Consider the following 26,923-nt stretch of genomic DNA (forward strand, 5'->3'; position numbering starts at 1 on the left):
TCTGTATTCTCTCACATATCAAACTCTTAAGAAGTTGCTAACTGATCTAACCAAGCCTTACAGCCAGTCAGGACTCTGGAATAGGTCTCCTCAAAATCACCAGTATACCACGGATCTGGCACGCTTTCAGCAGCAAAAAGATGAATCTTGTGCTCTGTCCCTGCAGGAGCCATTCGCTTCAGATCTGCTACATTGTTTTCGTCCATCCCTAGGATCAAATCAAAGTTGTAAAAATCCTCTTCCTTGATCTGTAAGGAAGTCTTAGCTGGATCATACGGGACCTGGTGTTGTTGAAAGATTTTCTGGGTTCCCCGATGGATAGGATTGCCATGTTCCCAGCTAGAGGTGGCCCGGCTTTCAATCTCATACTGATCCGTCAAATCCTTCATGACAAACTCTGCCATAGGGCTCCGACAAATATTTCCTAAGCAGACAAAGACGATTTTTTTCATGATTCCACCTAACTCCTTGTTCGGACTGCCCAACCTAGCTGAGCACTTTGCTTCCACTATGGAAAACCAGCATACCATTACTATTATAACAAAAATGTGACAGAAAAATGACAAAGGGACTCCATCATTTTAAAGAAAAATCAGATTCCTTTTTCAAATCTGATCTGTTTCTCTATTTTGGAAAACGAACCTCTAATGGAGGCCATTTGCTCTGCCAATTTTTCTTTTTCATCCGCTCTGTATAAACTGCTAAACGCTCTGGACTGGCTAAAAAATGCGGAGTTGGCTGAACGATGAAGTCTTCGATATCCTTTGTCCCATAAGGGAGAAAGAGCTCTAGCTGACCATCTTTCCTTAAGCGAACTGCAAGTGCCGTACACTGCTCGGGGTATTTGGAAACCGCATCACAGGCACTGCGATAAGGGACCGTTCCCGGGCTATGCTGGTGCATGTAGACTTGATTTTTCACTTCCCAAGCGTACTGGGGATGATTCTTCTTTAATTCCTGCTCAATCTGCAGAGTCTCCTCATAGCTGATCTCAGGGTCATAAAAGACCAGATCCATATCAGTTGTTGCGTCAAACCCAGGTCTGCCAGAGAGCTGGTTCCAGATGAAATTTCGCACCGCTCCTGCTGCTAACCAAGCATCTACCAAGTCCAGATCTCGAATAATAGTCAAGACTTTCATCATCTCTGGATCCGCTTGGATCTGTTCTACTATCGCTTCTTCCGTCAGCATCTTCTTCTAGTCTCCATTGTAGGGATAACCCAGGTGTTCATAGGCCTTGCGGGTCGCCACGCGCCCTGTCCGAGTCCGCATGATAAAGCCTTTTTGAATCAAGTAAGGCTCATACATATCTTCTACGGTCTCACGCTCTTCGGCAATGTTGACCGATAGAGTCCCAAGCCCGACAGGGCCACCGCCGTACATTTCAATCATGGTGCGCAGGATCTTTTGATCGATATAGTCCAGCCCTTCATGGTCCACATCTAGCATGGTGAGAGCCTTGTCGGTAATGGTATCATCAATCAAGCCATCCCCCATAATCTGGGCAAAATCGCGCACCCGCTTCAGCAAACGGTTGGCAATCCGAGGAGTCCCACGACTACGAAGAGAAAGCTCTTCGGCAGCTTCGTGGGTAATTTCCATCTCAAAGATCTCGGCGGTCCGCTCGACAATCTCTGTCAAATCATCTTGCTCATAGTATTCCATGTGCCCCGTAATTCCAAAGCGAGCGCGTAAGGGATTGGACAGCATACCAGCTCGAGTCGTTGCCCCAATCAAAGTGAAAGGAGGGAGATCCAGATGGACACTCCGACTGGTCTCGCCAGCGCCAATCATGATATCGATATAAAAATCTTCCATGGCGCTGTAAAGCACTTCTTCGACTGACATAGGCAGACGGTGGATCTCATCGATAAAGAGGACATCGCCCGGCTCTAGATCATTAAGAATCGCTACCAAATCACCGGCCTTTTCAATGACAGGACCGGAAGTCTGCTTGAGATTGACGCCCAGTTCATTGGCAATGACAAAAGCCATGGTGGTTTTCCCAAGTCCCGGAGGGCCAAAAAGAAGAACATGATCCAGCGCTTCATCCCGAAGCTTAGCCGCCTCAATAAAGATTTTCAGCTGGTCCTTGACCTTATCTTGACCAATATATTCATGTAAATATTGCGGGCGCAGCGTCCGTTCAACAGCCTCTTCATCGCCCATGATTTCATTGTCTAAAATTCTACTCATACAGTCTATTATAGCAAAAAATGATACCTTCGGTACCACAAATAGAATGTGTTTTTTAAAGATCCTAGTTCTCACTAGCGTTCGAACTGCGTCAACGTACCTAAGCTCACTAACGTTTGCTAAGGTACGTAGAAAAAGCCACCGGTTTTGGTGGCTCTTATAGGGAGATTATTATGAAAAAGTTTTAGGAGTTTTATCATTCAAAGTTAGGAGGTTTTTGATGATGGTATTAGTATACAATAGGAAGCTTAAACTTTCCTTATAGTTTTTCTAGAATTTTTTTCGAGAAAAAGAGGAGGTCTCAAGCAAGAATTTCACATCCTTGTTTGACCACTCCCCTTTCCTCCTTATTTTTTAGCGATGGCATGGTAGCTAGTCTTGCTGGTGAAGACTTGACCTGCTCTCAAGATGACCTTTTCAGCTTGGTCACTGTGAATGGCATCTGGCACTGTTTGGAATTCTAGAGCCAAGCCATTGTGCTGAACCATTGGTTGGCCTTGCAGATGAACAGTTTCGTCTACGAAATTGGCTGAATACACTACCAAGGCTGGGGCTTCTGACTTAAAGGTCAAAAAACGTCCAGATGGCTGATGGTAAAGAAAGCCAGCATTTTCATGCCCTTCTGGAAGAGCAAATGGATGGTCTAATCCTTCTACCAGGCGAATTTGCGGATCAGAGTCCTTAAAAAGATCCTCCAAGAGCATAGCTTGATAGAGATGCTGAACAACCGGACTTTCTCTATCCACGGTCTGGAGAGGGACGCCATCGGGATGGATAGGATAAAGCCCTTGATGGTTGATCTGAAAGACATGGTCATTGATCGGTTGGGTGAAGTTCCCAGATAGGTTGAAATAACTGTGGTTGGTCGGGTTGACCAAGGTATCTTGATCCGTTTCTACCCGATAGGCAATCTCAAGTTCACCATCTTCCGTCAAACCATAGGTTACCCAGATCTTGAGATTTCCAGGGAAACCGCCGGTACCATCTGCACGCTCTGTGTACAGGGTAATTTCCTGATCCGTTACCGACTCCACGCTAAACAAAGCGCTATCCCAACCCGTTGGTCCACTGTGGTTGCAGTTGGTACCATTATTGGCTTCCAAGTGATAGCTTTGACCATTGAGCTCAAAGCTGGATCCTGCGATCCGTCCCGCTACCGGGCCAATACTAGCCCCATATTTAGGGCTATTGCCCACATAGTCCTCAAAGCGATCAAAGCCTAGAATAATATTCGTAAACTGGTCTTCTTTATCAGGCGTCACATATTCTAAGATCGTCGCCCCATAGGTCATGACAGATAATTGGTAACCTAGGTCATTTTCAAAGCGATAAGCCCGAACCTCTTTATTCTGCCATTCTCCAAACACGCTTTCTTGATACTGTTTCACAAACCTTCTCCTCTCACTGTTTTTCTCCATTGTATCAGTTTCACAAGAAGAAACACTCCACTTTTTATAGAAAATTAGTGGCTATTCTTTATGAAATGGATGAATGATCACCCCTTGCACAACCCGATTGACGGTACCAGTTGGTGAAGGCGTATCTGGGCGATTTTGCACCTTGAGCGAAGTCAAGAGAGAAATCAATTGACCGTAGATAATGTAAGGGAAGGCACGGTAGATATCTAGGGAGTCTACAGAAGCTTCTACTAACACTTCCCGTACATACTCAATCCCTGCAGCTTGGTCGGTCAAAAGGACAACTTGACGAGCAATTTGATCCCCTGCAACTTCTCGAACCAAGTCTAGATCATACTGACGAGTGTAAGAATCAATGGATCCAAAGACCAAGACCAGGGTCTGGTCATTGATGAGGGATTTCGGACCGTGACGGAATCCGACAGGACTCTCATACATGGTTGCGATTTTGCCTGCTGTTAATTCCAAAATCTTGAGCTGGGCTTCATGAGCTAGACCAAAGAAAGGTCCTGCCCCCAGATAGATCACGCGCTCAAAGTCTAGATCGACCACTTCTTTGACCTCACGGTCCTTCTCCAAGATTTGCTCAGATAGATGAACCAGCTCTTCTACTCGTTTTTCCTTGATCCCTTCCTCGCTTGGATCAAAGACCAAGAGAGCTGTCAAGAGCATGGAGGTAAAGCTAGAGGTCATCGCAAAGCCGGCATCATTGGTTTCTTTAGGTTGGAGAAGCAAGAGATTGCGCTCATCCCCATGCGCCTGCAAAGCCAGTTTTCCTTCTTCAGCACAGGTAATGGTGATCTGATAGAGTTCATCAACCAGATCTTGGGCCAACTGCACAGTTGCAACACTTTCTGGCGAATTGCCACTCCGGGCAAAGGATACTAAAACCGTCGGAACCTCTTTTTTCAAATAGGTTTGAGGATGTGCTACGATATCCGTTGTCGCAATGGATTGGAAATTCCAGTGGCGTTCATCATGCACTTCCTGCAAGTAAGGAACCAAGGTATCTCCCACATAGGCTGAGGTCCCTGCTCCTGTCAAGATGACCTTGATATAGGCATGCTCTTGCCCAATTTTTTCTAAGAAAGTTTTTATTTCCGCTTTTCTTTCTTGGTACAAGCGAGCCGTTTCTTTCCAAACACTTGGTTGTTGGTAGATCTCACGAGTGGTGATCTCTGCTCCTAGCTCCTGCAAGTCTTCTTTTGTATAGTCTAACATAGAAACTGTTGTTCCTTTCCACAATCTAACGTTGATAAATGGGAAAGGAGCCTGAGATGATGCCCCCAGACTCCCATACCAACCTACTCATCTTCATCATCATCAAGGTTTGACAAGAGGTCATTGACCTTGACAATACTTTCTTTTGCACGTTCAGGGTAGTCCCCTTCATTACCAGTCAGGCTACTATTGATGAACTCAATGACCATCGGAAGATTCATCCCTGCGTATAAGTCAATCGCACGTCCTTCAAGGATCAAGCGGCTCACGGTGTTGCAAGGAGTTCCTCCCAAGAGATCGGCAAATACAATATAGTCTTCTAGACCTTGGACTGTTGCTTCAAATTTAGCAGTAAAGTCTTCTGGTCCTTCTTCTGGTAAGAGTGCAACCGTATGGATGGATTCTTGTGGTCCCATAATCATCTCTGTGCTAGCTTTAAGCTCTTCACAAAAGCGACCATGGCTGACCAGTACTAACTCTTTTGCCATACCCTACTCCATTACTGCATGCCGAAGCAGAAATGACCAAAGGCAGAGAAGGCAATCGCTGCGACGATAATCAACAAGATAGCTTTAGTTGAGTTCATTCCTTTACGTCCAAGCAACCAGTAAATCACACCTGTGATAATAGCTGGAACCAAGCGTGGGAAGATCAAATTGAGCATGTCTTGGATATCGATGGCTTTGTCCCCGATGTGTGGCATCCAGGTTACATCCACATTGATCATTGTTGCAATCAAGGCACCGACCATGAAGATACCAAGTACAGAAGCTGCTTCGATCAAAGCAGTCAAGGTACTTTGCATGTTGTTGATTAAGTTGGTACCTTCTTTATAAGCAAATTCCAACTGTTTCCAACGGAAGATATCATAAGCAACTGCTACAGCAATCCAAAGGAAGATACCCCATGGTTGACCTTGTGACGCGATGGTTGCTGCAATAGATCCCATAATAGCTGGAACCAAAGATCCAAAGATAGAGTCTCCAAGAGGGGCAAATGGTCCCATGAGACCTGTCTTGATCCCGTTAACCGCATCTTTAGAGTTGACACCATCTTTTTCTTCCAAAGCCAAATCAAAACCAGTGATAATGGTGTGGAAGAATGGAGAAGTATTGAAGAATTGCGTATGCAATTTCATCATTTCTTTCAATTCAGGTGTGCCATCTCCATACATTTTCCGCAATTGTGGAAGAAGCATGTAAAGGTAACCAGAAGCCTGCATCCGTTCGTAGTTCCAACCTAATTGGAAGGTGAAGAGGCTACGTTTGTTGATTTGTTTAAAATCCTCTTTAGTGAGTTTGTAGTTATTAGAATTCGTCATCTTCAATTTCCCCGCTTTCTACATTGCTTGCTGGAGCAGCTACAACTGTACGTTGGCTGTTTTTAAAGTGTTGCACTGCAAGGAAGATACCGATGATAGCAACCCCGATCATAGATACAGATTTGAAGTTGTTTGTGAAGGCAACCATTTGTTCTTTTGGAAGTTTTGCAAACGCATCTGTTCCAAGCATAGCAGAAATTGCAGCACCAACACTTTGAACATTGCTGTAAAGCACTGTCAACATCGCTGTCAAGCCAAAACCAAGGGCAAGATAGTGAAGGTGACGTTTCACAGGCAAGTAGTGAAGCAAGATCGCAAATCCAAGACCAGGAAGCATACGTCCTGCAAGAGTCAAGCCGTTTGCGAACCATTGATATTTTGCAACAAAGTCAACAACAGATTGGACAAAAGCACCACCAAAGGCAAGAGCCAAGAAGACAGGAAGGGCACGAGAGAGAGCCCAAGGAACAGCACCAAGAAGGTAGTTGCGTTCAATTCCTTTATAATCAAAGCGTTCGATCGCCGCATCAATCCGGTGTGCAAAGGCAGTAGTACTCATACGGCCAAGGATATCTGCATAGGTCAAGAGAGCAGCTACGGGAACGGCAATAGTTGAAATCGCAATTTCTGGTTTAATACCTTGCGCTACTGAAAAGGCAGTTGCAAGAACGGCACCAGATGTTGCGTCAATACGAGAAGCTCCACCGAAAGTACCTACACCGAGCACTGTCAATTGAAGAGAAGCTCCGATAAAGAGACCTATTCCTAAATCCCCCATAACAAGTCCTGTAATGAAACCAGCAAAGACTGGTGAGCCTGCTGATGAAACAATCGTCAACTCATCACAGATTTGATAAGCTGAGTACAAAGTAAGTAGTAAAATTTGCCACCATTGTATCATGACAATTTCCTCCTAAAAATTTTCTTTTACTTTAATAACTTCATAAAGTCTTCTGCTGTGTCGTTTGGCACCATCTGAGACGTAATTTTCACACCTTTTTCGTGGATCTTGTTGAAGTCTTCCACGTCCGCGTCCACCACATTGATCGAGCGGGTAATCGCACGTGTCTCATCAGTTTGAGACATATTGCCGACATTCAGCGTTTCAAGCTGAACGCCTGCTTCGATCAAACGAAGGAAACGATCAGGTTTGCGAGCTACGATAAAGAGTCGTTGGCTATCATATTTTCCAGCCAAGATATTTTCCGCAGCCTTTGCGACTGGCAAGATACTAAGCTTAACACCAGGTGGTGTCGCTAGTTTCAAGCCACTTTTTTCGATATCATTTTGAGCGACTTCATCATCGATCACCATGATACGTGAAACATTTAGTTTGGTAGTCCAAAGATTGGCTACCTGCCCGTGGATCAAACGTCCATCGATACGGCATCCTACAATAGTCATAAGTTTTCCCCCTTTACTGTGATAAATGTAGGTTGTTGAACAAGTTCAAGTGTCTCTTGGTAACGCCCTTCTGTCTCAAAGACGATCAGGCTATTGGCTCCTTCTTTGAGGAAACCATGAGGCACGTAAAGTGAAGTGGTCGGTCCGACCTCCCAGAAGCGACCAAGGTTGTGGCCGTTGACAAAGACAACCCCTTTCCCAAATCCTGTCATATCCAGATAAGTGTCAAGGGTGTGGTCCAGCTGAAAATCATATCGGTAAAATGCTGGAGCACCTGCCTGCCATTCCTTTGAAAAATCGAGCTGACTGAGATCTTGTAAATCCAGTGGGTACTGCTTCCAATGAAGGTGGAAATGCAAATCCACACAGACACCTGTGCGAATGCCCTTGTGCTGGCTATCAGCCAAGAGCTTGTGCCCGTAGTTGACACGTCCCATATTCTCAAGCAAGATTTTTAAATTCGTAATCGCTTTCTTTTTCCCTTTGATAAAAAGATCTTCACCGATCTCTGTTTGGTATTGTGTTGCTACATGTTGATCATCCAGGTAAATTTGTACCCGATCCCGACCATCAATGATGCGCAGTTTTTCTTCTTCCGCATCCAACTCAAGGTCTGTCTCATATAGGAGATAACCTGTGGTTTGCCCCAACTCTTCCATCTTTTCGGGATAAAGGCTGGTCTCGACTTGAGCCAAATTATCCAGATTCCCAAAAAGACTAGTCTTGGCCGCCAATTGCAAGGTTTGTTCTGGTAAACACTCTTTGATAAGTGGTTCTTGCTGTGGGTATTCCGGATAATAGGTCGCCATCATCTTTTGAATGGCATAATACTTCTCCGTCGGATTGCCCTGCTCATTGAGCAAAGCCCCATAGTCATAGGACGTCACCTGTGGCAAATCAAGCGTCCCCCGAGCTGAACAACCATTCATGAAGCCAAAATTGGTTCCGCCATGAAACATGTAGAGATTAATGGAGCCAAGCTCCAAGACCTCATGGACAGCTTCAGCCAACTCCTCTGGGTCCCTTTGAATCACAGGTTCTTTCCAGCGGGTAAACCAGCCATCCCAGAATTCCATACACATCAAGGGCCATCTCTTGCCGTATTCGTCAAAGAATTCTTTCATTTGACCAAAGTTATAGGTTGCTTTGGAACCGAAGTTTCCTGTCACGAAGAGGTCTTCTTCGATCAAGGTTCCTGCTCTTAGCGTTGCTCGCCATGGACCATCTGATGTAAAGAGAGGACAGGTCACGCCTTTTTCCTTCATCAAATCCCGAATGGCACGAAGATAATCCTTATCTTCTCCATAAGAGCCGTACTCATTTTCCACCTGCATCATAAGGATTGGACCACCCCGATCCACTTGGTAGGGTGTCAACAACCCAAGCAAGCGATCATAATAACGATCCACCGCTTCGATAAAGACTGGGTCTGATGAGCGGATTCGCAGGTCTTCTTCTAAGAGCCAAGCTGGCAATCCACCAAATTCCCACTCTGCACAGATAAAGGGCGACGGCCTTACAATCATGTAAAGTCCTAGAGACTGGGCTGTTTGAATGAAACGCTCTAGATCCAATCGGCCACTAAAGTCAAACTGCCCTTTGCGGGGTTCATGCGCATTCCAAGGAACATAGGTCTCAACCGTGTTAAAACCCAAAGCTTTTAGATTATACAAGGAATGATACCAGTCTGCTGGGTCAATACGGAAATAATGGATTGCTCCGGACAAAATCTTAAAGGGTTGACCTTTTAAATAGAAAGCATCGCGAATCTCAAAAACTCCCATAAACGCCCCCCTTTCTTATATGTAACCCTTTTCATTTATTAATATAATAAATTATTTGAAAAATGTCAACACTTTTATAAAAAATATGTTAAAATAGGGTTAAATAAGAGAAATCTAAAGAGAGGTAGCACTATGGCAATTCCAAAGTACCAACACATCAAAGATGATTTGAAGCAGCAAATTATCTCAGGAAAATTTGAAAATGGAGATAAATTTTATACGGAAGCTGAACTCATCAAAATTTATGATGTCAGCTCTATCACCGTTGTCCGTGCTTTGAACGACCTCGCCGCCGATGGCTACATTGTCCGTCAGCAAGGAAAGGGAACCTTTGTTTCTCGTGCTCGAAAACACAAACTGGTAGAATTTTCAGATGTTGAAACCTTCCCAATCCAAAAGGCCAAAGTCAAAGTTCTCTCTATTAAACGTGGAAATACCTTGAGCATCCTAGACAAACTAGGCCTCAACCCAACGCAATTCTATTATAAAATCGAACGGACTCGCCATACAGGGGATGATACCTATATCTTCCACCAAACCTATGTTCCCGAACAATACATCAATCCAAACTATCCAAATTTGGAATACTATAGCTCTATCTATGATCGCTTCAAAGAAGACTACCACATTCATATGAATGATGAGCACTTCGAAGAAGTCAACGAAATCGTCTTTCCTACACCTAGCAAGATTGCTAAAGTATTGAAGATCGACGAAAATTTCCCAACAGTCAAACAAGTGAAGACGACCAAGCTAGAAGCGACTGGCCAAATCCTTGAATACACGGAAACCTATAAACGCGGTGACTACTACAAGATCAAGTTCATCTCCTGTGACCGCGATCACTAAGAACTAAAAAGACTGAGACATCTCGGTCTTTTTTATAACTCCATTATAGCATGTTGAAAACGATTTCTAAAGACCTCTTTAAAAATATATATAATTAGTGATAATTTAGCTATAAAAAGTTTAAAAAGAAGCAGATTTCTCTGCTTCTTTTCGTCTATTTTTCAAATTCCCGTTTTTCTTGCGATTAGTCACCCAAACCGATGCGTTCGAAGATTTCATCCACCCGTTTGGTGTAGTATGTTGGGTTAAAGATTTCGTCGATTTCTTCTTGAGTGAGGCGTGATGTTACTTCTGGATCTGCTTCAAGAAGTGGCTTGAAGTCTACTTGGTTATCCCATGATTGGGCAGTCTTTGGTTGAACAAGGTCGTAAGCTTGCTCACGCGTCATGCCTTTTTCAATCAAAGTCAACATAGCACGTTGGCTGAAGATCAAACCAAATGTAGAGTTCATGTTGCGGATCATGTTTTCTGGGAAGACTGTCAAGTTCTTAACGATGTTTCCGAAACGGTTGAGCATGTAGTCAATCAAGATGGTTGTATCTGGTGCAATGATGCGCTCAGCTGATGAGTGAGAGATGTCACGTTCATGCCAAAGGGCTACGTTTTCATAGGCTGTGACCATGTGACCACGGATCACACGCGCAAGACCTGTCATGTTTTCAGAACCGATTGGGTTACGTTTGTGAGGCATTGCTGAAGATCCTTTTTGACCTTTAGCAAAGAACTCTTCCACTTCACGTTGTTCTGATTTTTGAAGACCACGGATTTCAGTTGCCATCCGCTCGATAGAAGTTGCGATGCTCGCAAGAACTGCAAAATACTCAGCATGAAGGTCACGAGGAAGGACCTGTGTAGAGATTTCTTGAGCACGGATACCCAATTTGTCACAGACGTATTTTTCAACGAATGGTGGGATGTTGGCAAAGTTACCAACCGCCCCAGAAATCTTACCAGCTTCCACGCCAGCAGCTGCATGCTCAAAACGCTCGATGTTCCGTTTCATTTCGCTGTACCAAGTGGCCAATTTCAAACCAAAAGTTGTCGGTTCAGCGTGCACACCGTGGGTACGCCCCATCATGATAGTAAACTTGTGTTCTTTCGCCTTGTCAGCGATGATGTTAAGGAAGTTTTCAAGGTCCTTGCGGATGATGTCGTTGGCTTGTTTGTAGAGGTAACCATAGGCAGTATCGACCACGTCAGTAGAAGTCAACCCATAGTGAACCCACTTGCGCTCTTCACCAAGCGTTTCAGAAACCGCACGTGTGAAGGCCACCACATCGTGACGAGTTTGCTGCTCGATTTCCAAAATACGGTCGATGTCAAAGTCCGCCTTTTCACGGATCAAAGCCACATCTTCCTTAGGGATTTCTCCCAATTCAGCCCATGCTTCGTCAGCCAAGATTTCCACCTCAAGCCAAGCACGGTATTTATTTTCTTCAGTCCAAATGTTCGCCATTTCAGGGCGAGAGTAACGTTCGATCATGTTTTTATTTTCCTTTCTTTTGATGTTTTACATCAGTTAGCAACCAACAGTCGTTTTATTCAAATTCTTCTTTTCCAATCCACACAGATGGATAGTGATCGAGTGTATTCAAATCCGTATCCATCGGCAGATCATAGATGGCTAAATAGTTTGCAGGATATTGAGCAGTCAGCTCTTCATACTTAGCTTTCACTTTTTCGTGATCGCTACTAGCATACAAGACTTCGACGACTGCTCCTGTCTTCTCTTTTTCAACAAAGGCGTTGACAATAATTTGAATCATAAAACCTCCTAAAGCGAAATGCCCTTCATATTTGCTTTCAGAATAGGCATCTTCACACCTAATTCTTGACCAGTCAGATAAACACTTTGACAACAATAGAAGATGTCCTGTTTATCATTGTGTAAGGTCATGATTTTTCGGGTCAGCTCATTTTTCGCAAACATGACTTTCATGGCTTTTCCTGCTATCCAAGCCGGGATTTTATAAGGTAAGAGTTCTGCTTTGTAAAGCTTCAAATTCACTCCACGCGCTTCTACAACTTTCAAGGCTTCTCGAATGGCCTTGATGGCTAATGATAATTCCGAAGAACTATTCATCAAGTTCAAAGCCAGTTCTTCTGGTTTTTCCAGATTTCCCGAACGCGCAGCTGTCGAAGTGACACCTGCATTAATTGCCATGTGAATCCAAATCCACTCGACCATATCATGAGGCACTTCCCACTTCAAATCTGCAGAAGTCAGTAAAGTCGTCAGATCACCATAGTTAGAAATGTGTGCTTTTTGCTCACCTTCTAGCATTAAATGGTCAAACAAGACACCATCCAAATGGTTCTCCTGCATGTGTCCACCCGCTGTCGGAAAGGCCAGAATATAGTCGTAATCTGTTGCCCACTTTTGGACCTCTTTTCGAGTATCCCAGAAATTACAGAAGAAAACAAGGGTACCTTTGATATTATTTTTTCGCAAGGTTTCCACAGCTTCTTGGACAAGCCCATGACGCACACTCAGAAAAATAAAATCATATTCCGAATCAGCTTCCGCCACACGAACCTCATAGGTGTCGTGTTTATTTTCACCCTTGGATTGATAGCGACCATCTAGCAAATCAACCGACAACTCCTTCGGAGCTGTGCTTTTCTTACTATCTCTCAGTACGTGTTCCACTTGATGGCCTGCTTTTTGAAAGGCGTAGGCATAAGCGGTCCCGATGACTCCAAGTCCTAGAATCGCTATTTTCACTTAAAAATCAATCCCTTTCCAGCAGTAGTTATCTGCTTCTCTTGGTTAACAAGCGCGTCTACGATGAGTTGAATCATATATTCTCCCCATTCAATTTAAATACTATTCTTCCTCAGAATCTTCGTAAACACAAAATTCAATCGAAAGTTTTATAGGGCGACTTGTTAATCCACAACTCTTTATATAATCATAGACCTCATCATCATCGAGGATATGCTTTATAACTAGTCGATTATTTGTTATATCTACAACATGAATCCCTTCTGCATCAGGAATTTCTGGAATCTCTACATCGTCCGCATAAGTAAATGTTAGAGTAGTAATATCATCTTCGAATACATCATCGAATTCTTCTACCATCTTAAAAATCAATCCCTTTCCCAAACTCTTCAACCTCATCTGGCACATCACTAAACAAAGTCACATGCCCCATCTTGCGGTTGTGCTTTGCTTCTAGTTTACCATATAAGTGGAGGTGAGCGCTTGGATTTTCTGTCACATATGTTTCAGCAGCTTCGACGTGTTGGCCGAGGACATTGAGCATGACAGCTGGTGCATGGAGGTGAATAGCAGGAAGTGGTGCTCCGAGAACGCCCAAGATGTGGGTATCAAACTGGGAGAAGCCGCAAGCTTCAATTGAATAATGCCCTGAATTGTGTGGACGTGGTGCAATTTCGTTGACAATGATGTCATCTGCTGTCGCAAACATTTCCACACAGAGGGTACCAGAGAGGTTCAGTTGTTCTGCGATGCGTACTGCCATGGCTTTGGTTTTTTCAGCTAGACTTTCTGAAATGCGAGCAGGCACAATGGTTTTTGAAAGAATGTTGTTGCTGTGGATATTTTCCTGAACGGGGAAGACTGTCACGTCCTTGCCATTACCAGAAACGATGATAGAAATTTCAAGGTCAAAGTTGACGAACTCTTCTAAAACGCAGTCTGCTGAATCAGCTAACGCATAGGCTTCTTCCAAATCTGCTTCTGAACGAATGACCTTCTGACCATGGCCATCGTAACCGCCTGTCGCAGTCTTGAGGACATAGTTTTTAGAGAGGTCGATGTCTGCCAAATCTTGGCTTGAGGTCACAACCTTGTAAGGAGCTACAGTGACTTGGGCCTTGTTGGAAAGAAAGTCCTTCTCAAAAATGCGATTTTGAGAGATGCGGAGTAGGTCTGTCCCTTGTGGAAGCTGACCATCTTTGATAACAGCATCGAGTCCATCAGCATCCACATTTTCAAATTCATAAGTGAGAACATCACAGCGATCTGCCAACTGACGAAGAGCATCTACGTCGTCGTAAGGGGCCACGATGATTTCTGCCACACGAGAGGCTGGGCAATCAGCTGCTGGATCCAAGGCGATAACCTTGTGTCCCATGTAGATAGCTGAGATCGCCATCATCTGACCGAGCTGGCCACCACCGATGATCCCAATGGTTTTAGTTGAGCTCATTTGTAGACTCCTCTGCAATTTTTCCTTGTTCTTCTGCGAAATCTGCTAACGCTGTCGCAATATCCTGGTCCTCTACTGAAAGAAGACGGAGGGCAAAGAGGGCCGCGTTAGTCGCACCTGCTTCACCGATCGCCATGGTTGCGACTGGCACACCACCTGGCATCTGAACGATGGAATAGAGCGAATCCACACCGCTAAGAGCACGTGATTTGACGGGTACACCGATGACTGGAAGGGTTGTTTTAGCTGCGACCATCCCTGGCAAGTGAGCTGCACCACCTGCACCCGCGATGATGACCTTGATGCCACGGCTACGTGCTTCTTCGGCATGTTTGAACATGAGGTCCGGTGTACGGTGGGCGGAAACAACTTTCTTTTCGTAAGCAACACCGAAGTTATCGAGGACTTCAGCAGCCTTTTGCATGGTTGCCCAGTCGGATTTTGAGCCCATAATAATGGAAATTACTGGTTTCATTTTTTCTCCTTTTTCGATAATCGTCTATTGTAGTGCGGACGTAAGCGACCGCCTGTAGCGTTCCATTACTAAAACTGGAGCCTGAGTCTCCAGTTTTCCGCTCCTAGTAGCTCTGCTACTAGGAGTTCCACTACTGCGACGATTAGCCTATACTAGCTCGCTAACGCTCGCAAATCAAACGACCATTATCTTAGTTTGGCTCGCTTTCGCTCGCCATGACAAAGTTAGTATCTGTTAATCTTTTATCGCCTTGCTACCGATATCCTTTCGGTAGAACAGGCCTTCTGTGTTTTGTTTATCGAGTTCTTTGTAAATAATGTTTTGGCCGCCTTTGACGGTATCTGCTGTGGTAACCAGCATGTAGACGCGTCCGCCGTTTGAGAGGAGATCTTTGCCATTTTCAGCGAATTTAGCACCGGCATAGTAAGTGATGATGTCGCCCTCTGTCTTGGCTGGAAGTTTGACACCCTTCTCATAAGCGAGTGGGTAGCCGTTTGATGCTACAACCACACCTAGTGTCACACCCTTGTCCGTCCAAGTGATGGCCGGCTCTTTACCATCCAAAATGTCGGTGATGTTTTGCGCAAAGTCAGATGTCAAACGAGGCAAGATAATTTGCGTTTCAGGGTCTCCAAAGCGTGCGTTGAACTCGATGACTTTAGGGCCATCAGCTGTCAAGATAAGACCCGCGTAAAGGACACCTAGGTACGGACGTCCTTCTTTAATCATGCCTTCAAGAACTGGCTTGACAATAGTGTCAACCGCTGTGTCAACCACGCTCTGTGGCAAGTGAGGAACTGGCGCATAGGCACCCATTCCACCAGTGTTAGGGCCCTTGTCACCATCGTAGGCACGTTTGTGGTCCTGAGCCGTAGGCATGATGTAGAACTTGTCCCCATTGACAAAGGCAAAGAGAGAGAACTCTTCTCCATCAAGGAATTCCTCGATGACTACACGCGCACCAGAATCACCGAATTTATTGTCCAAAAGCATCTCGTGAGCAGCTTCGATGGCTTGCTCAACCGTCTCCGCAACGACGACACCTTTCCCAAGGGCCAAGCCGTCTGCCTTGACGACGATTGGAGCGCCTTTTCCCTCGATGTAGGCCTTGGCTTCCTCGAAATCTGAAAATGTGCCATAGGCTGCTGTCGGAACGTCGTATTTGACCATGATTTCCTTAGCAAAATCCTTGGACCACTCCAACTCAGCTGCAGCCTTGGTCGGACCAAAAGCCTTGAGACCAGCTGCATTGAAATCATCTACGATGCCAGCCGCAAGGGCATCATCTGGACCAATGAAGGTCCAAGCAACATCATTCGCTTTTGCGAAGTCAATCAGCTTAGAATGTTCGGAAATTCCGATATTGATCAAATCCAGACCATCTAATCGCATTCCGTCATTACCAGGAGCCACAAAAACCTGCTCAACGTCTTTAGACTCCAACAATTTCTTGGCAATCGCATGCTCACGACCGCCAGATCCAACAACCAAAAGTTTCATCTCGAACCTCTTTTGCGAATTATTTTATTAAATTATATCATAATCGTTCGTTTTATTCTAATGATTTCAGCAAAAGTCTTCTGTTTTCAGTAGAATCCAAACATTTTTTGCTATTTTCTCCTATTTCTCATTTTTTTCCGAATAGTATAGGTGAGACCTACTAATTGACGAAAAGGAGTATTATGCAAACGATCAAAAAATTTATAGTACTGACTTGTGCGACATGGGGGATGCAAACCTCTATTGCCCATGCAGATCAAACGACCAATGCTATCTATGCCGAAAAAGGGCAGCTGATGATTCATCTTGGAAACGTCCCGGATAAGTATCAAAAGATCCAAGTTCCCATCTGGTCTGACCAAAATGGCCAAGATGACCTGATTTGGTATCCTGTAGAACGCAGTGACAAGGGATTTGACCTACAAGTGCCATTGACCAACCATTCTGATCAAGCCGGACTTTATCATGTCCATGTCTATGGGGTGGAGGCAAATGAACAGCTAACCGGCCTTTACCCTCTCACGACCAGCGTCCAGCAAAAAGAGCTCGCCTCCTCCCAACCCAAGATTACGATCACACCCATCTCCTCACAAGAATTCGAGGTAGACCTAAAGTTGTTCGAAGACGTTGACGAGATTGTCTTCCCCATCTGGTCAGAAGAAAATGGGCAGGATGATTTAGTCTGGTATCCCGCAAAGAAGATCGCACCTGGACATTTCCAACTGCGCTTTCAGGCTCAAAAACACAAGGGAAGCGGGCTATTTCATCTCCACGTCTACCAGAAAAGCCAGGGACAACTAAAAGGGCTATTCCCCACTACCTTTCAAGTAGAAAAGGCAAAGCCAAAGCTCACTCCACTCGCGACACATCCAGGAAACACCTACCCCATTGGTGAGTGCACCTGGGGAGTCAAAGAATTAGCCCCTTGGGCCCACAACTGGTGGGGAAACGGTGGCATGTGGGCAGCTAGTGCACGCGCTGCGGGATTCCGGACAGGAGACACTCCAGAGATCGGCGCTATCGCCTGTTGGGACAATGGGGGATATGGGCACGTCGCCTTGGTTACGGATGTCGAACATGACCAAAAAATTCAGATCCAAGAGGCTAACTACAACGGCCATCGCTATATCGACAACTTCCGTGGTTGGTTCGATCCGACCAATCCCATCTGGGGAACCGTCACCTATATCTACCCAGATTAAGGTCTTCATAACCAGCAGAAAGGGAGTGGGAAAGAACTCAGACTATTTAAAAGGAGTTCGTCTTCCCACCCCCGCACAGTTGATTAGGTTATCTTTGGAGCTTAAAAAGCGAAAAAAGATACCAATCAACCACTGCGTCTTGCAGTTATTCCTATCAAACATCAAAGGCTGGACATTTTTTGCCCAGCCTTTTTTGATTAATGTCTAAAATGTCTGACGCCTGTAAAGATCATGGTCAAACCATATTTATCAGCAGCTTCGATTGACTCTTGGTCACGTACTGATCCACCTGGTTGGATGATCGCTTTAATCCCTGCTTTGGCTATTTCTTCCACGTTATCTGCAAATGGGAAGAAGGCATCTGAAGCAAGAACAGCGCCGTCAAGACGGTCTTTAGCCTGATCAATAGCGATACGGACAGATGCCACACGGTTGGTTTGACCTGGGCCAACACCAAGTGTCATGTGGTCATTAGTTACGATGATCCCATTTGATTTGACATACTTGATCGCTTTCCAAGCAAACTCAAGAGCTGTCGCTTCTGTCTCAGTTGGTTGGCGTTTCGTCACCACTTGCCAGTCAGCTGGGCTTTCTTTCACAACGTCTTGGTTTTGAACGAGGAGACCACCAACAACACCAGTGTATTCTGCTTCCACTTCACTAGCATCTTGAGCATCAAATGGTAGCTCAAGGATCCGCAAGTTTTTCTTCTTGGTTGTCAAGATTTCAAGCGCTTCGTCTGTGTAGCTTGGTGCAATGATGATTTCAAGGAAAACACCATGCATCTTCTTAGCTGTCGCAGCATCTACCTCACGGTTGAGAACCACGATCCCACCGAAGATGGATACTGGATCAGACTCATAAGCGTAGTCCCAAGCAGTTTCGATGTCGTCAGCTTGACCAATCCCACATGGGTTCATGTGTTTAAGAGCCACAACAGTTGGACGGTCTTTGAAATCACGGATGATCCGGATAGCCGCATCAGCGTCACGGATATTGTTAAAGGACAATTCTTTCCCGTTCAACTGTTTCGCTGAAGCGATGGAGTAATCCGTTGGCAGAGCTTTTTGGTAGAAATCTGCGTCTTGTTGAGGATTTTCACCGTAACGCATTGGTTGCTTAAGGTCATACGTCAAAGTGAGTTTTTCAGGTTTTTCTTCACCTACTTGAGCAGTGAAGTATTCTGCGATCAAAGCATCATAGGCTGCCGTATGGCGGAATACTTTAGCTGCCAAACGTTGGCGAGTTTCGTAACTTGTTTCGCCGTTGGCTGCCAATTCGTCCAGAACCACAGTATAGTCAGCAGGATCTACCACAACTGTGACGCTAGCGTGGTTCTTAGCTGCCGAACGAAGCATGGATGGACCACCGATATCGATGTTTTCAACGGCATCTGCGTATGTCACATCTGGCTTAAGAATGGTTTCCTTAAATGGGTAAAGATTTACCACCACAAAGTCAATGAGCTCAATCTTGTTGTCCTTAGCCGCTTCCAAGTGGCTATCCAAGTCACGACGAGCAAGAAGCCCTCCGTGGATATTTGGGTGGAGGGTCTTCACACGACCGTCCATCATTTCTGGGAAACCAGTCACATCGTCGATAGCGATAGTGTCTACCCCAGCATTGTCAAGGGCAACTTTGGTACCACCTGTTGAGATGATGTCCCAACCGAGTTTTTTGAGTTCTTGGGCAAATTCAACAATACCCGCTTTGTCTGAAACACTAATTAGTGCGCGTTTAGTCATTTTTCTTCCTTTCCTTGTATCAAGAGGTGCCTTCATATCAGTTAAACTAGAGATTGGCGATGATAGTCTGTCAGTTGATTTCCAAGTTCTTGCAACAATCTCTTGACCTCAAGTTTACTTTTTTCACTTTCGTAAACACTTCGCAGTTCGGCATCTGTCGCACCAATCAGGGTCACAAATTCCACTTTTCCATGCAGAGTATCTAGAGACTTAGCTAAATCATCAGCAGCAGTCAAGAATCCTGTCAAATTAGATTTCTGCTGGGCATCAATCCCTACTGTTTGCTTCGTATAGATGTATTCTTCCGGCAAGACCACTTTACCTGTTTGAAATATATATCTTGCTACATACTGCAACAAACCACAACCATTTTTAATTTCTTCTTCGTCGTTAGTTGATTTCTTTAACTTAAAGGTCAATTCAATCCCATAACCACTATATTCAGGATCTTCACATTCTTTTGTATATAGTTCTGACAAACCATAGCTGACAAAATGCCAAAACTCCCCTGCATCGTAAACACTGATGCCATCAAGCGGATCTGGACCACCTAACATATACTTGATAACCGTTCCATAATGGCGAGGATTTGGCTGATCAGGATATAAACGATTAAATTCTTCATCAATCGCATCCCACCCTGGAGCACTGTCATCTGTTTCATCCGATTTAACAACAATCTTATCTTCAATCGGCTTCTCTTTGTCAGAAGATTTCTTCTTAAAAAAATCAAATAGACCCATAAATTCTCCTTAGCTGATGGCCTTTAGTTCTACCACAAAATCATCTCTGATTTCCTTCTTACTTCCTCTCCACTCCCAAACGTTCCAAGACTTCTGGATAGAGTTTGTACTCTGTTTCGTGGATGCGAGTTTCAAAAGTATCAAGGGTATCTCCTTCAAGGCGTGGCACACGGACTTGTTTGATGACCTTCCCAGTATCAACGCCAGAATCCACCCAGTGAATGGTCACACCGCTCTCAGCAACGCCTGCATTCCAAGCATCCTCAATACCATGAGCACCAGGGAATTCAGGGAGATAAGCCGGGTGAATATTGATGATACGACCTTCATAAGCTGCTAGCAAGGTTGGACCGACGATTTTCATATAGCCGGCCAAACAAACTAGGTCAATCTGGTGCTCATCCAAAAGTTTGACGATAGCTTCTTCATAAGCTACTTTATTGTCAAATTCCTTGAGTTCAAAGGCATGACTAGCCACACCAAGGTTCTTGGCACGTTCTAAGACATAGGCATCACGATGATCTGAAAAGACAAATTCTACCGGAAATTGTTCCGCAATCACCTGAAAGTTTGAGCCGTTGCCAGAGGCAAAAACAGCAATTTTTTTAGCCATTATTTAATCACCACACTTGCGCCATCTTTCTTCACAATACGACCAATTTCATAAACAGGTTCGTCAAGAAGTTCTTTGACACGTTCCACATTTTCTGGTTTAACCGCAAGCATGAGACCAATTCCCATATTGAAGATTTCAAACATTTCTTCATGTTTGATTTGGCCATATTTTTCAAGGGCTTTGAAAATTGGAAGAACTGGCACTTTGCTTTCGTCAATTTCAGCAGCCAAGTCATCTGAGAACATCCGTGGTACATTTTCGATGAAACCACCACCTGTGATGTGGGCGATTCCGTTGACCAATTCTTCTTTGATGAGTGGCAATGCTGCTTTGACGTAGATACGAGTTGGTTCCAAAAGAACGTCTTTAAGTTTTTTTCCTTCCAATTCTGGGAGAACTTCTTCCCCTGTGTAATCTGCAAAAACACGACGCACGAGTGAGTAACCATTTGAGTGGATACCGCTTGAAGCAAGTCCAAGAATCACATCGCCTTCAGCTACTTTTGAACCGTCGATGATTTGAGATTTTTCTGCAACACCGACAGCAAACCCAGCCAAATCATAGTCATCTTCACCATACATACCTGGCATTTCAGCTGTTTCGCCACCGATAAGGCCTGCACCAGCCTGCACACAGCCTTCTGCAACACCAGCAACGACTTGCTCTAATTTAGCAGGTTCATTTTTACCAGTTGCAATATAGTCAAGGAAGTAAAGGGGCTCTGCTCCTGCGGCGATGATATCGTTAACACACATAGCGACACAATCTTGACCGATGGTATCGTGTTTGTCGTACTTAATAGCCAGCATGAGTTTAGTACCGACACCATCTGTACCTGAGATCAAAACAGGCTCTTTGACACCTGTTTTTGAAAGGTCGAACATACCACCGAAACCACCGAGAGCTCCCATAACACCTGCACGTTCTGTACGGGCAACGTGTTTTTTAATCCGTTCAACAACTTCATAACCTGCTTCAACATCCACACCAGACTGTGCATACGCATTTTTATTTGTCATTTGTTTCATTCCTTTTCTTTTGCACTGCTCTTAATAGAAAGAAGTATGTTCTTTCAAACTTTCCACATAGCGTTCTTCGTAGTCATACAAAGGCGTTGGATATTTTCCATCAAAGTAAGCCACACAAAGACCGCCATTGGGGGCATCTGTATCAATTCCAATAGAATCAATCAAGCCATCGATTGACAAATACGTCAAGCTATCTGCACCAATGATATCGCGTGTTTCCTCTACTGTATGATTGGCAGCAATCAATTCCTTACGTGTTTGAATATCGATCCCGTAGAAACATGGATAAGCCAGAGCTGGGCTTGCGATTGCCACATGGACTTCTGTAGCCCCTGCTTCTTTCAATAACTTCACAATCCGACGTGATGTTGTCCCACGTACGATAGAATCATCAATCATGACAACTCGTTTGCCTTTCACAACACCGGATACGGCAGAGAGCTTCATCCGAACCCCTTGCTCACGTAATTCTTGTGTTGGTTGAATAAAGGTCCGTTGGGTGTATTGGTTTTTAATCAAGCCCATTTCATTTGGTAGGCCGGATTCTTCCGCAAATCCCATAGCTGCACTAAGTGAAGAGTTCGGTACACCGATCACAATATCTGCTTCATGTTTAAATTCACGTGCCAATTGAGCCCCCATACGTTTACGAGCTGTATGGACATTGACCCCTTGAATATTGGAGTCCGGACGAGCAAAGTAGATATACTCCATTGAGCAAACAGCCAATTGGGTATCTGTGGTATACGTATCGTAAGTGATGCCGTTATCATCGATGATCACAACTTCACCTGGATTCACATCGCGGATCCACTCAGCACCAACCACTTCAAAGGCACAGGTTTCAGAGGAAACCACAATAGCGCCATTGGCCATTTTCCCAATCGAAAGAGGACGGAAACCATTTGGATCCAAGGCCGCAATCAACTTATCTTCCAGCATGAGAAGGTAAGCAAATCCACCTTTCACCGTATTCAAGGCTTCTTTCACCTTACCCATGAAAGAAGGATTGTGGCTCCGACGAATCAAGTGGGCCAAGATTTCTGAATCAGAAGTTGAGCTAAAGATCGCCCCGTTATTTTCCAACTCCCGTTTGAGGGACTTGGCATTGGTCAAATTCCCATTGTGGGCCAGTCCAAACTGGGTATCATGAAAGCGAAAGAGGAAGGGCTGGATGTTATCCACCGAAGCTTCCCCAGCTGTCGCATAGCGAACATGACCAATCGCTCCCGCTCCTGTTAACTTATCCAAGTTAGCAGGATTTCGAAATACTTCTGAGAGAAGACCCGTATCACGATACCGTTTTAATTGACCCGCATCATTCGAAAGGATCCCCGCCCCTTCTTGACCACGGTGTTGAAGACTGTGTAATCCGAAATAAGTCAGTTTTGCAGCATCTGGGTGTCCCCAGATCCCAAAAATACCACATTCTTCATTAAGAGATTTAACTTCGTATGTCATTTTGTATACCTTTTATTTTTCAGTAAAGTATTTAACCGCTGATGCAAAGAGATGTTGGTCTTTATTTCCTGGAATATTTTGGAAGAGACCATCTTCGAAACGTTCTGAGTGACCCATCTTACCAATAATTTGACCGTTCTTACTTGTGATACCTTCGATCGCATTTACAGATCCGTTAGGATTATATTTAGAATCCATGCTTGGTTTACCTTCGAAGTCAACATATTGGGTAAAGATTTGACCATTGTCACGAAGCTCTGCAAATTCCTCAGCTGTCACGACAAATTTACCTTCACCGTGTGATACTGGGATGGCATGAATGTCACCAACTTTCACGCCGGCAAGCCATGGTGAGTTTGTGTTGGCAATCCGCGTTTCCATCATCTTAGCCACGTGTTGGTTAGCATCATTGTAGAAGAGGGTTGGACTCGTGCTACTTGCATCTTCAAAGTTACCGTATGGAAGGAGACCTGATTTGACAAGAGCTTGGAATCCGTTACAAATACCAATAATCAAACCACCACGTTCGATGAAACTATCAATGGCTACACGTACTTTTTCATTGAGCAAGATGTTCACGATAAATTTAGCTGATCCATCTGGTTCATCCGCTGCTGAGAAACCACCTGCAAAGAAGATAATATTTGCTTTTTCGATATTGTCAACCATGGTGTCAACAGACTTGACAATAGCCTCTTCGTTCAGTGTGACAAATGGTACCAAGTTGACTTTTGCACCTTCTTTTTCAAAGGCCTTAGCTGAATCGTACTCAGAGTTAGTACCTGGGAATACTGGGATGTAAACCACAGGTGTCTCAACTGTTTCTTTGGCTTTGATAACAGCATCTGATGCCACTGCAGGTACTTCTTCCAACTCAGTTGCTTGTGCAAATTCCGTTGGGTAAACTTCTTCCAATATACCTTGGAAGGCACTGTCAAGTTTGTGTCCATCAAGCGTTACACCATTTACAGTAAGTGTAAAGTCGGCTGCTGTTTGTCCAATCTTGGCAACACCTGCAATTTCTTCAGGCGATGTGAAGACGAATCCACCCAATTGAGCTGTCAAGGCAGTCTCAAGATTTTCAAGGGTTACAGTGGCACCAATATGGTTACCAAATGTTGCAAGGGCAAGAGCTTCAACGACGCCACCATATTTGACAGCTGATGCAGCTGTGACTTTGTGGTCAGCTTGGATAGCTGCAAATTGAGCAAAGTTAGATTTAATAAGATCAAACTCAATTTCTTGTGCCAAAGCTTGACCTGGGATGTAATATATATTTTCACCAGCAGCTTTAAATTCTGGAGAAAGAACCTTACGGCTATCCGCAGTTGTTACCCCAAAAGCAACCAAGGTTGGTGGTACTGTCAATTCTTCAAAGGTACCAGACATAGAGTCTTTCCCACCGATAGATGGCAAACCAAGTTGAATCTGAGCTTCGATTGATCCAAGGAGAGCTGATACTGGTTGACCAAAGCGCTCTGCTTGTTTATCCATACGCTCGAAGTATTCCTGATAAGAGAAACGAGCCTTAGACCAGTTTGCACCAGCAGCAACCAAACGAGCTGTGGCTTCGATGACCGCATAAGCAGCGCCATGATATGGAGACCATTCTGCTACATAAGGGTTGAATCCTTGCGCCATAACAGATGCAGTTGTTGTCACGCCATGTTGGACTGGCAATTTCTGTACAGAAGCTTCCGTTGGTGTGATTTGGTAGCGACCACCAAGTGGGTGATTGACTGTTGAACGACCAACTGAGCTATCAAAGATGGTTTGTAACCCTTTTTGACTGGCATGGTTCAGGTCAGCCAAGACTTCAAGAGTATCCGCTTCAAGGGTTTCAGCAGATGTTTGACGTTCTTCTGGAAGCTTGACATCCTTGTCAACCACCTTAGCATCCACAACCACACGTACACCGTTTGTATCAAGGAAACGACGTTCCAAATCAACGATGGTTTCACCATTCCAGTGCATGACAAGATTTGGTTTCTCCGTCACTGTCGCAACGACAACAGCATCAATATTTTCTTTATTACATGCTGCAACGAAAGCATCTACATCTTCTGGACGAACCACTACAGCCATCCGTTCTTGAGATTCTGAGATAGCAATTTCTGTACCGTTCAAGCCTTGATATTTCAATGGCACTTTGTCTAGATCAATTTCAAGACCATCTGCCAATTCACCGATCGCCACACAGACACCACCAGCACCAAAGTCATTTGATTTCTTGATCAGACGTGTCACATCCCCATTACGGAAAAGACGTTGAATCTTACGTTCTTCGATGGCATTCCCTTTTTGAACCTCAGCACCAGCTGTTTCAACAGATTCAACTGTTTGAACTTTAGAAGAACCTGTCGCACCACCGACACCATCACGTCCAGTCTTACCACCAAGCAAGATAATCACATCACCTGCTTCAGGTTTTTCACGGACCACATTTTCCTTAGGAGCCGCACCGACAACGGCACCTAGCTCCATACGCTTCGCAACGAAACCTGGGTGGAAGTATTCACGAACATAAGTTGTTGCAAGACCAATTTGGTTACCGTATGAAGAATAACCGTGAGCCGCTGTTTTAGAGATCACTTGTTGTGGCAACTTACCAGCACGAGTTTCGGCAATTGGAGCTGTAATATCACCAGCACCTGAGATACGCATAGCTTGGTAAACGTAGGAACGACCTGACAATGGGTCACGAATGGCACCACCGATACAAGTAGCCGCTCCACCAAATGGTTCGATTTCAGTTGGGTGGTTGTGAGTCTCGTTCTTGAACATGAGAAGCCATGGCTCTTTCACCCCATTGACATCCACTTCAATTTCAACTGAGCAGGCGTTGATTTCATCAGACACTTCCATGTCATCCAAACGACCATTAGCACGCTCATAACGGCCAAAAATAGTTGCCATATCCATCAAAGTTTGAGGTTTTTCTGTACGTCCCAACTCATCACGCATGGCAATATACTTGTCATAAGTCACTTGCAATTGTTTTTCAAATTTAGAAGCTGAGAAGTCGATGGTTTTCAACTCAGTTTCGAAAGTTGTGTGACGGCAGTGGTCAGACCAGTAAGTATCCAACACCTTCAGCTCAGTCTCAGTTGGTACACGTCCAATAGATTTGAAGTAATCTTGAATGAAGAGAAGGTCATCCACTTCCATTGCCAATCCTTGCTCAGCCTTATACTGTGCAAAATCTTCTGCCGTATAAGTTTCAAAGAAATCCAAGCTTGGAATGGTCTTGTCAGACTCAGAGAAATCCTGTTTCGCAATGCCAACAGTGATATCTTTGAAACGAGAATCCACTGGGTTCAAAAGGTAGTTTTTGACAGCTTCCAACTCTTTCGCATCAATATCCTTGTTAACCAAGTACAATTGCGCTGTGTTCACTGTTACATCATTTGAACTACCAAGTAACAGCAAAGCTTCTTGTGAAGATGCCGCCCGTTGGTCAAATTGACCAGGCAAACTTTCGATCGCAAAGAAAGCATATTTCTCAAGATCAGCCTGAACCGTAGCTTCATCCAAAACAGTATCGGTCACTTGCTCAGAGAAGATATGTTTTTCCGCACGCGCAAACAAGTCCTCTGCCAAATTAAAGACATCGTAAACCTGAACAATCCGAAGATCATTCAACGTTTTCAACTGAAGATTATGCTGCAATTCTTTTACTAAAGAGTCCGATTTTACACGAAAATCAGCTTTTTTCTCAACGAAAATACGTTTATCCATTTTAGTTCCTTTATTTCTATTCAAACATGTTATCGAAAACGAAG

The 26,923-nt window shown here is 44.5% G+C and carries 25 protein-coding genes; 2 read left to right on the forward strand and 23 right to left on the reverse strand.

Annotated features, from left to right (window positions below; translation table 11 throughout):
• Positions 1-26: 26 nt before the first annotated feature.
• The 10 genes from SM121_RS01845 to SM121_RS01890 form a co-directional block, all read right to left on the reverse strand.
• A complete protein-coding gene (locus SM121_RS01845) occupies positions 27-452 on the reverse strand; it encodes a low molecular weight protein-tyrosine-phosphatase (protein WP_070666655.1) in 426 nt (141 codons plus the stop codon).
• Between the two features lie 172 nt (positions 453-624).
• On the reverse strand, positions 625-1,191 hold the full coding sequence (locus tag SM121_RS01850; RefSeq protein WP_320911036.1) for a nucleotidyltransferase family protein: 567 nt from the start codon (positions 1,189-1,191) through the stop codon (positions 625-627).
• A gap of 6 nt (positions 1,192-1,197) precedes the next feature.
• Complete coding sequence (gene ruvB / locus SM121_RS01855; protein WP_320911037.1) at positions 1,198-2,196, reverse strand: Holliday junction branch migration DNA helicase RuvB; 999 nt, start codon at positions 2,194-2,196, stop codon at positions 1,198-1,200.
• A 347-nt stretch (positions 2,197-2,543) separates the two neighbouring features.
• Positions 2,544-3,584: an aldose epimerase family protein gene (locus SM121_RS01860; protein ID WP_003013823.1), complete on the reverse strand. Its 1,041-nt coding sequence runs from the start codon at positions 3,582-3,584 to the stop codon at positions 2,544-2,546.
• 81 nt (positions 3,585-3,665) lie between these two features.
• On the reverse strand, positions 3,666-4,835 hold the full coding sequence (locus SM121_RS01865) for an SIS domain-containing protein (protein WP_320911038.1): 1,170 nt from the start codon (positions 4,833-4,835) through the stop codon (positions 3,666-3,668).
• A gap of 83 nt (positions 4,836-4,918) precedes the next feature.
• Positions 4,919-5,323, reverse strand: a complete 405-nt coding sequence (locus tag SM121_RS01870; RefSeq protein WP_003002366.1) for a PTS sugar transporter subunit IIA — start codon at positions 5,321-5,323, stop codon at positions 4,919-4,921.
• Between the two features lie 11 nt (positions 5,324-5,334).
• A complete protein-coding gene (locus SM121_RS01875; protein WP_003002374.1) occupies positions 5,335-6,156 on the reverse strand; it encodes a PTS system mannose/fructose/sorbose family transporter subunit IID in 822 nt (273 codons plus the stop codon).
• The gene (locus tag SM121_RS01880) at positions 6,143-7,057 is read right to left on the reverse strand and encodes a PTS mannose/fructose/sorbose/N-acetylgalactosamine transporter subunit IIC (protein WP_320911039.1); all 915 of its coding nucleotides are present in this window, start codon (positions 7,055-7,057) and stop codon (positions 6,143-6,145) included. Before SM121_RS01880 ends, SM121_RS01875 begins: the two co-directional genes overlap by 14 nt.
• Before the next feature lie 26 nt (positions 7,058-7,083).
• Positions 7,084-7,560: a PTS system mannose/fructose/N-acetylgalactosamine-transporter subunit IIB gene (locus tag SM121_RS01885; protein ID WP_003013959.1), complete on the reverse strand. Its 477-nt coding sequence runs from the start codon at positions 7,558-7,560 to the stop codon at positions 7,084-7,086.
• Positions 7,557-9,344, reverse strand: coding sequence for a glycoside hydrolase family 35 protein (locus SM121_RS01890; protein ID WP_003013861.1), 1,788 nt, complete (start codon positions 9,342-9,344; stop codon positions 7,557-7,559). The genes SM121_RS01885 and SM121_RS01890 overlap by 4 nt, the downstream gene beginning before the upstream one ends.
• A gap of 132 nt (positions 9,345-9,476) precedes the next feature.
• On the opposite strand from SM121_RS01890, the gene SM121_RS01895 reads away from it, so the two are divergent.
• Complete coding sequence (locus tag SM121_RS01895) at positions 9,477-10,193, forward strand: GntR family transcriptional regulator (RefSeq protein WP_003013995.1); 717 nt, start codon at positions 9,477-9,479, stop codon at positions 10,191-10,193.
• A gap of 184 nt (positions 10,194-10,377) precedes the next feature.
• Here SM121_RS01895 and purB read toward each other — a convergent pair whose 3' ends face one another.
• From purB to purD, 7 genes are all read right to left on the reverse strand, one after another.
• Positions 10,378-11,676 (reverse strand): adenylosuccinate lyase, encoded by a 1,299-nt coding sequence (gene purB, locus SM121_RS01900; protein WP_003013885.1) that lies wholly within the window; start codon positions 11,674-11,676, stop codon positions 10,378-10,380.
• A gap of 55 nt (positions 11,677-11,731) precedes the next feature.
• Complete coding sequence (locus tag SM121_RS01905) at positions 11,732-11,959, reverse strand: hypothetical protein (protein ID WP_003013964.1); 228 nt, start codon at positions 11,957-11,959, stop codon at positions 11,732-11,734.
• Between the two features lie 8 nt (positions 11,960-11,967).
• Positions 11,968-12,918 carry a ketopantoate reductase family protein gene (locus tag SM121_RS01910; RefSeq protein WP_003013883.1) on the reverse strand — a complete coding sequence of 317 codons (951 nt, stop codon included), beginning with the start codon at positions 12,916-12,918 and terminating at the stop codon, positions 11,968-11,970.
• Positions 12,919-13,020: 102 nt separating this feature from the next.
• On the reverse strand, positions 13,021-13,278 hold the full coding sequence (locus SM121_RS01915) for a hypothetical protein (protein ID WP_003013839.1): 258 nt from the start codon (positions 13,276-13,278) through the stop codon (positions 13,021-13,023).
• A 1-nt stretch (position 13,279) separates the two neighbouring features.
• Positions 13,280-14,371: a 5-(carboxyamino)imidazole ribonucleotide synthase gene (purK, locus tag SM121_RS01920; RefSeq protein WP_320911040.1), complete on the reverse strand. Its 1,092-nt coding sequence runs from the start codon at positions 14,369-14,371 to the stop codon at positions 13,280-13,282.
• A complete protein-coding gene (gene purE / locus SM121_RS01925; RefSeq protein ID WP_003013895.1) occupies positions 14,358-14,846 on the reverse strand; it encodes a 5-(carboxyamino)imidazole ribonucleotide mutase in 489 nt (162 codons plus the stop codon). The genes purK and purE overlap by 14 nt, the downstream gene beginning before the upstream one ends.
• 234 nt (positions 14,847-15,080) lie before the next feature.
• Positions 15,081-16,346 (reverse strand): phosphoribosylamine--glycine ligase, encoded by a 1,266-nt coding sequence (gene purD, locus SM121_RS01930; protein ID WP_320911041.1) that lies wholly within the window; start codon positions 16,344-16,346, stop codon positions 15,081-15,083.
• 182 nt (positions 16,347-16,528) lie between these two features.
• On the opposite strand from purD, the gene SM121_RS01935 reads away from it, so the two are divergent.
• On the forward strand, positions 16,529-17,548 hold the full coding sequence (locus tag SM121_RS01935) for a GBS Bsp-like repeat-containing protein (protein WP_003013936.1): 1,020 nt from the start codon (positions 16,529-16,531) through the stop codon (positions 17,546-17,548).
• Between the two features lie 197 nt (positions 17,549-17,745).
• Here the strand turns inward: SM121_RS01935 and purH are convergent, their stop codons facing one another.
• The 6 genes from purH to SM121_RS01965 are packed head-to-tail and all read right to left on the reverse strand — an operon-like array spanning position 17,746 to position 26,879.
• Complete coding sequence (purH, locus tag SM121_RS01940) at positions 17,746-19,293, reverse strand: bifunctional phosphoribosylaminoimidazolecarboxamide formyltransferase/IMP cyclohydrolase (protein WP_003014016.1); 1,548 nt, start codon at positions 19,291-19,293, stop codon at positions 17,746-17,748.
• Positions 19,294-19,334: 41 nt separating this feature from the next.
• Positions 19,335-20,036, reverse strand: a complete 702-nt coding sequence (locus SM121_RS01945) for a suppressor of fused domain protein (RefSeq protein ID WP_003013863.1) — start codon at positions 20,034-20,036, stop codon at positions 19,335-19,337.
• Between the two features lie 58 nt (positions 20,037-20,094).
• On the reverse strand, positions 20,095-20,649 hold the full coding sequence (purN, locus tag SM121_RS01950) for a phosphoribosylglycinamide formyltransferase (protein ID WP_003014050.1): 555 nt from the start codon (positions 20,647-20,649) through the stop codon (positions 20,095-20,097).
• Positions 20,649-21,671, reverse strand: a complete 1,023-nt coding sequence (purM, locus tag SM121_RS01955) for a phosphoribosylformylglycinamidine cyclo-ligase (RefSeq protein WP_151379338.1) — start codon at positions 21,669-21,671, stop codon at positions 20,649-20,651. Before purM ends, purN begins: the two co-directional genes overlap by 1 nt.
• 30 nt (positions 21,672-21,701) lie before the next feature.
• A complete protein-coding gene (gene purF / locus SM121_RS01960; protein ID WP_320911042.1) occupies positions 21,702-23,141 on the reverse strand; it encodes an amidophosphoribosyltransferase in 1,440 nt (479 codons plus the stop codon).
• Positions 23,142-23,153: 12 nt separating this feature from the next.
• Positions 23,154-26,879 carry a phosphoribosylformylglycinamidine synthase gene (locus SM121_RS01965; RefSeq protein ID WP_320911043.1) on the reverse strand — a complete coding sequence of 1,242 codons (3,726 nt, stop codon included), beginning with the start codon at positions 26,877-26,879 and terminating at the stop codon, positions 23,154-23,156.
• Positions 26,880-26,923 lie beyond the last annotated feature (44 nt).

The sequence above is a fragment of the Streptococcus sp. S1 genome, assembly GCF_034137685.1.
Lineage (GTDB): Bacteria > Bacillota > Bacilli > Lactobacillales > Streptococcaceae > Streptococcus > Streptococcus dentalis.

Coding starts and splice junctions, on each gene's coding strand:
- SM121_RS01935 (WP_003013936.1), top strand. CDS start 16,529: ATGCAAACGATCAAAAAATTTATAGTACTGACTTGTGCGACATGGGGG.
- SM121_RS01965 (WP_320911043.1), bottom strand. CDS start 26,879: ATGGATAAACGTATTTTCGTTGAGAAAAAAGCTGATTTTCGTGTAAAA.
- purN (WP_003014050.1), bottom strand. CDS start 20,649: ATGGCTAAAAAAATTGCTGTTTTTGCCTCTGGCAACGGCTCAAACTTT.
- SM121_RS01895 (WP_003013995.1), top strand. CDS start 9,477: ATGGCAATTCCAAAGTACCAACACATCAAAGATGATTTGAAGCAGCAA.
- purM (WP_151379338.1), bottom strand. CDS start 21,671: ATGACAAATAAAAATGCGTATGCACAGTCTGGTGTGGATGTTGAAGCA.
- purD (WP_320911041.1), bottom strand. CDS start 16,346: ATGAAACTTTTGGTTGTTGGATCTGGCGGTCGTGAGCATGCGATTGCC.
- SM121_RS01850 (WP_320911036.1), bottom strand. CDS start 1,191: ATGCTGACGGAAGAAGCGATAGTAGAACAGATCCAAGCGGATCCAGAG.
- purB (WP_003013885.1), bottom strand. CDS start 11,676: ATGATCGAACGTTACTCTCGCCCTGAAATGGCGAACATTTGGACTGAA.
- SM121_RS01865 (WP_320911038.1), bottom strand. CDS start 4,835: ATGTTAGACTATACAAAAGAAGACTTGCAGGAGCTAGGAGCAGAGATC.
- SM121_RS01890 (WP_003013861.1), bottom strand. CDS start 9,344: ATGGGAGTTTTTGAGATTCGCGATGCTTTCTATTTAAAAGGTCAACCC.
- purE (WP_003013895.1), bottom strand. CDS start 14,846: ATGAAACCAGTAATTTCCATTATTATGGGCTCAAAATCCGACTGGGCA.
- SM121_RS01915 (WP_003013839.1), bottom strand. CDS start 13,278: ATGGTAGAAGAATTCGATGATGTATTCGAAGATGATATTACTACTCTA.
- SM121_RS01875 (WP_003002374.1), bottom strand. CDS start 6,156: ATGACGAATTCTAATAACTACAAACTCACTAAAGAGGATTTTAAACAA.
- purH (WP_003014016.1), bottom strand. CDS start 19,293: ATGACTAAACGCGCACTAATTAGTGTTTCAGACAAAGCGGGTATTGTT.
- SM121_RS01945 (WP_003013863.1), bottom strand. CDS start 20,036: ATGGGTCTATTTGATTTTTTTAAGAAGAAATCTTCTGACAAAGAGAAG.
- SM121_RS01880 (WP_320911039.1), bottom strand. CDS start 7,057: ATGATACAATGGTGGCAAATTTTACTACTTACTTTGTACTCAGCTTAT.
- purK (WP_320911040.1), bottom strand. CDS start 14,371: ATGAGCTCAACTAAAACCATTGGGATCATCGGTGGTGGCCAGCTCGGT.
- SM121_RS01885 (WP_003013959.1), bottom strand. CDS start 7,560: ATGACTATTGTAGGATGCCGTATCGATGGACGTTTGATCCACGGGCAG.
- SM121_RS01905 (WP_003013964.1), bottom strand. CDS start 11,959: ATGATTCAAATTATTGTCAACGCCTTTGTTGAAAAAGAGAAGACAGGA.
- SM121_RS01845 (WP_070666655.1), bottom strand. CDS start 452: ATGAAAAAAATCGTCTTTGTCTGCTTAGGAAATATTTGTCGGAGCCCT.
- SM121_RS01870 (WP_003002366.1), bottom strand. CDS start 5,323: ATGGCAAAAGAGTTAGTACTGGTCAGCCATGGTCGCTTTTGTGAAGAG.
- purF (WP_320911042.1), bottom strand. CDS start 23,141: ATGACATACGAAGTTAAATCTCTTAATGAAGAATGTGGTATTTTTGGG.
- ruvB (WP_320911037.1), bottom strand. CDS start 2,196: ATGAGTAGAATTTTAGACAATGAAATCATGGGCGATGAAGAGGCTGTT.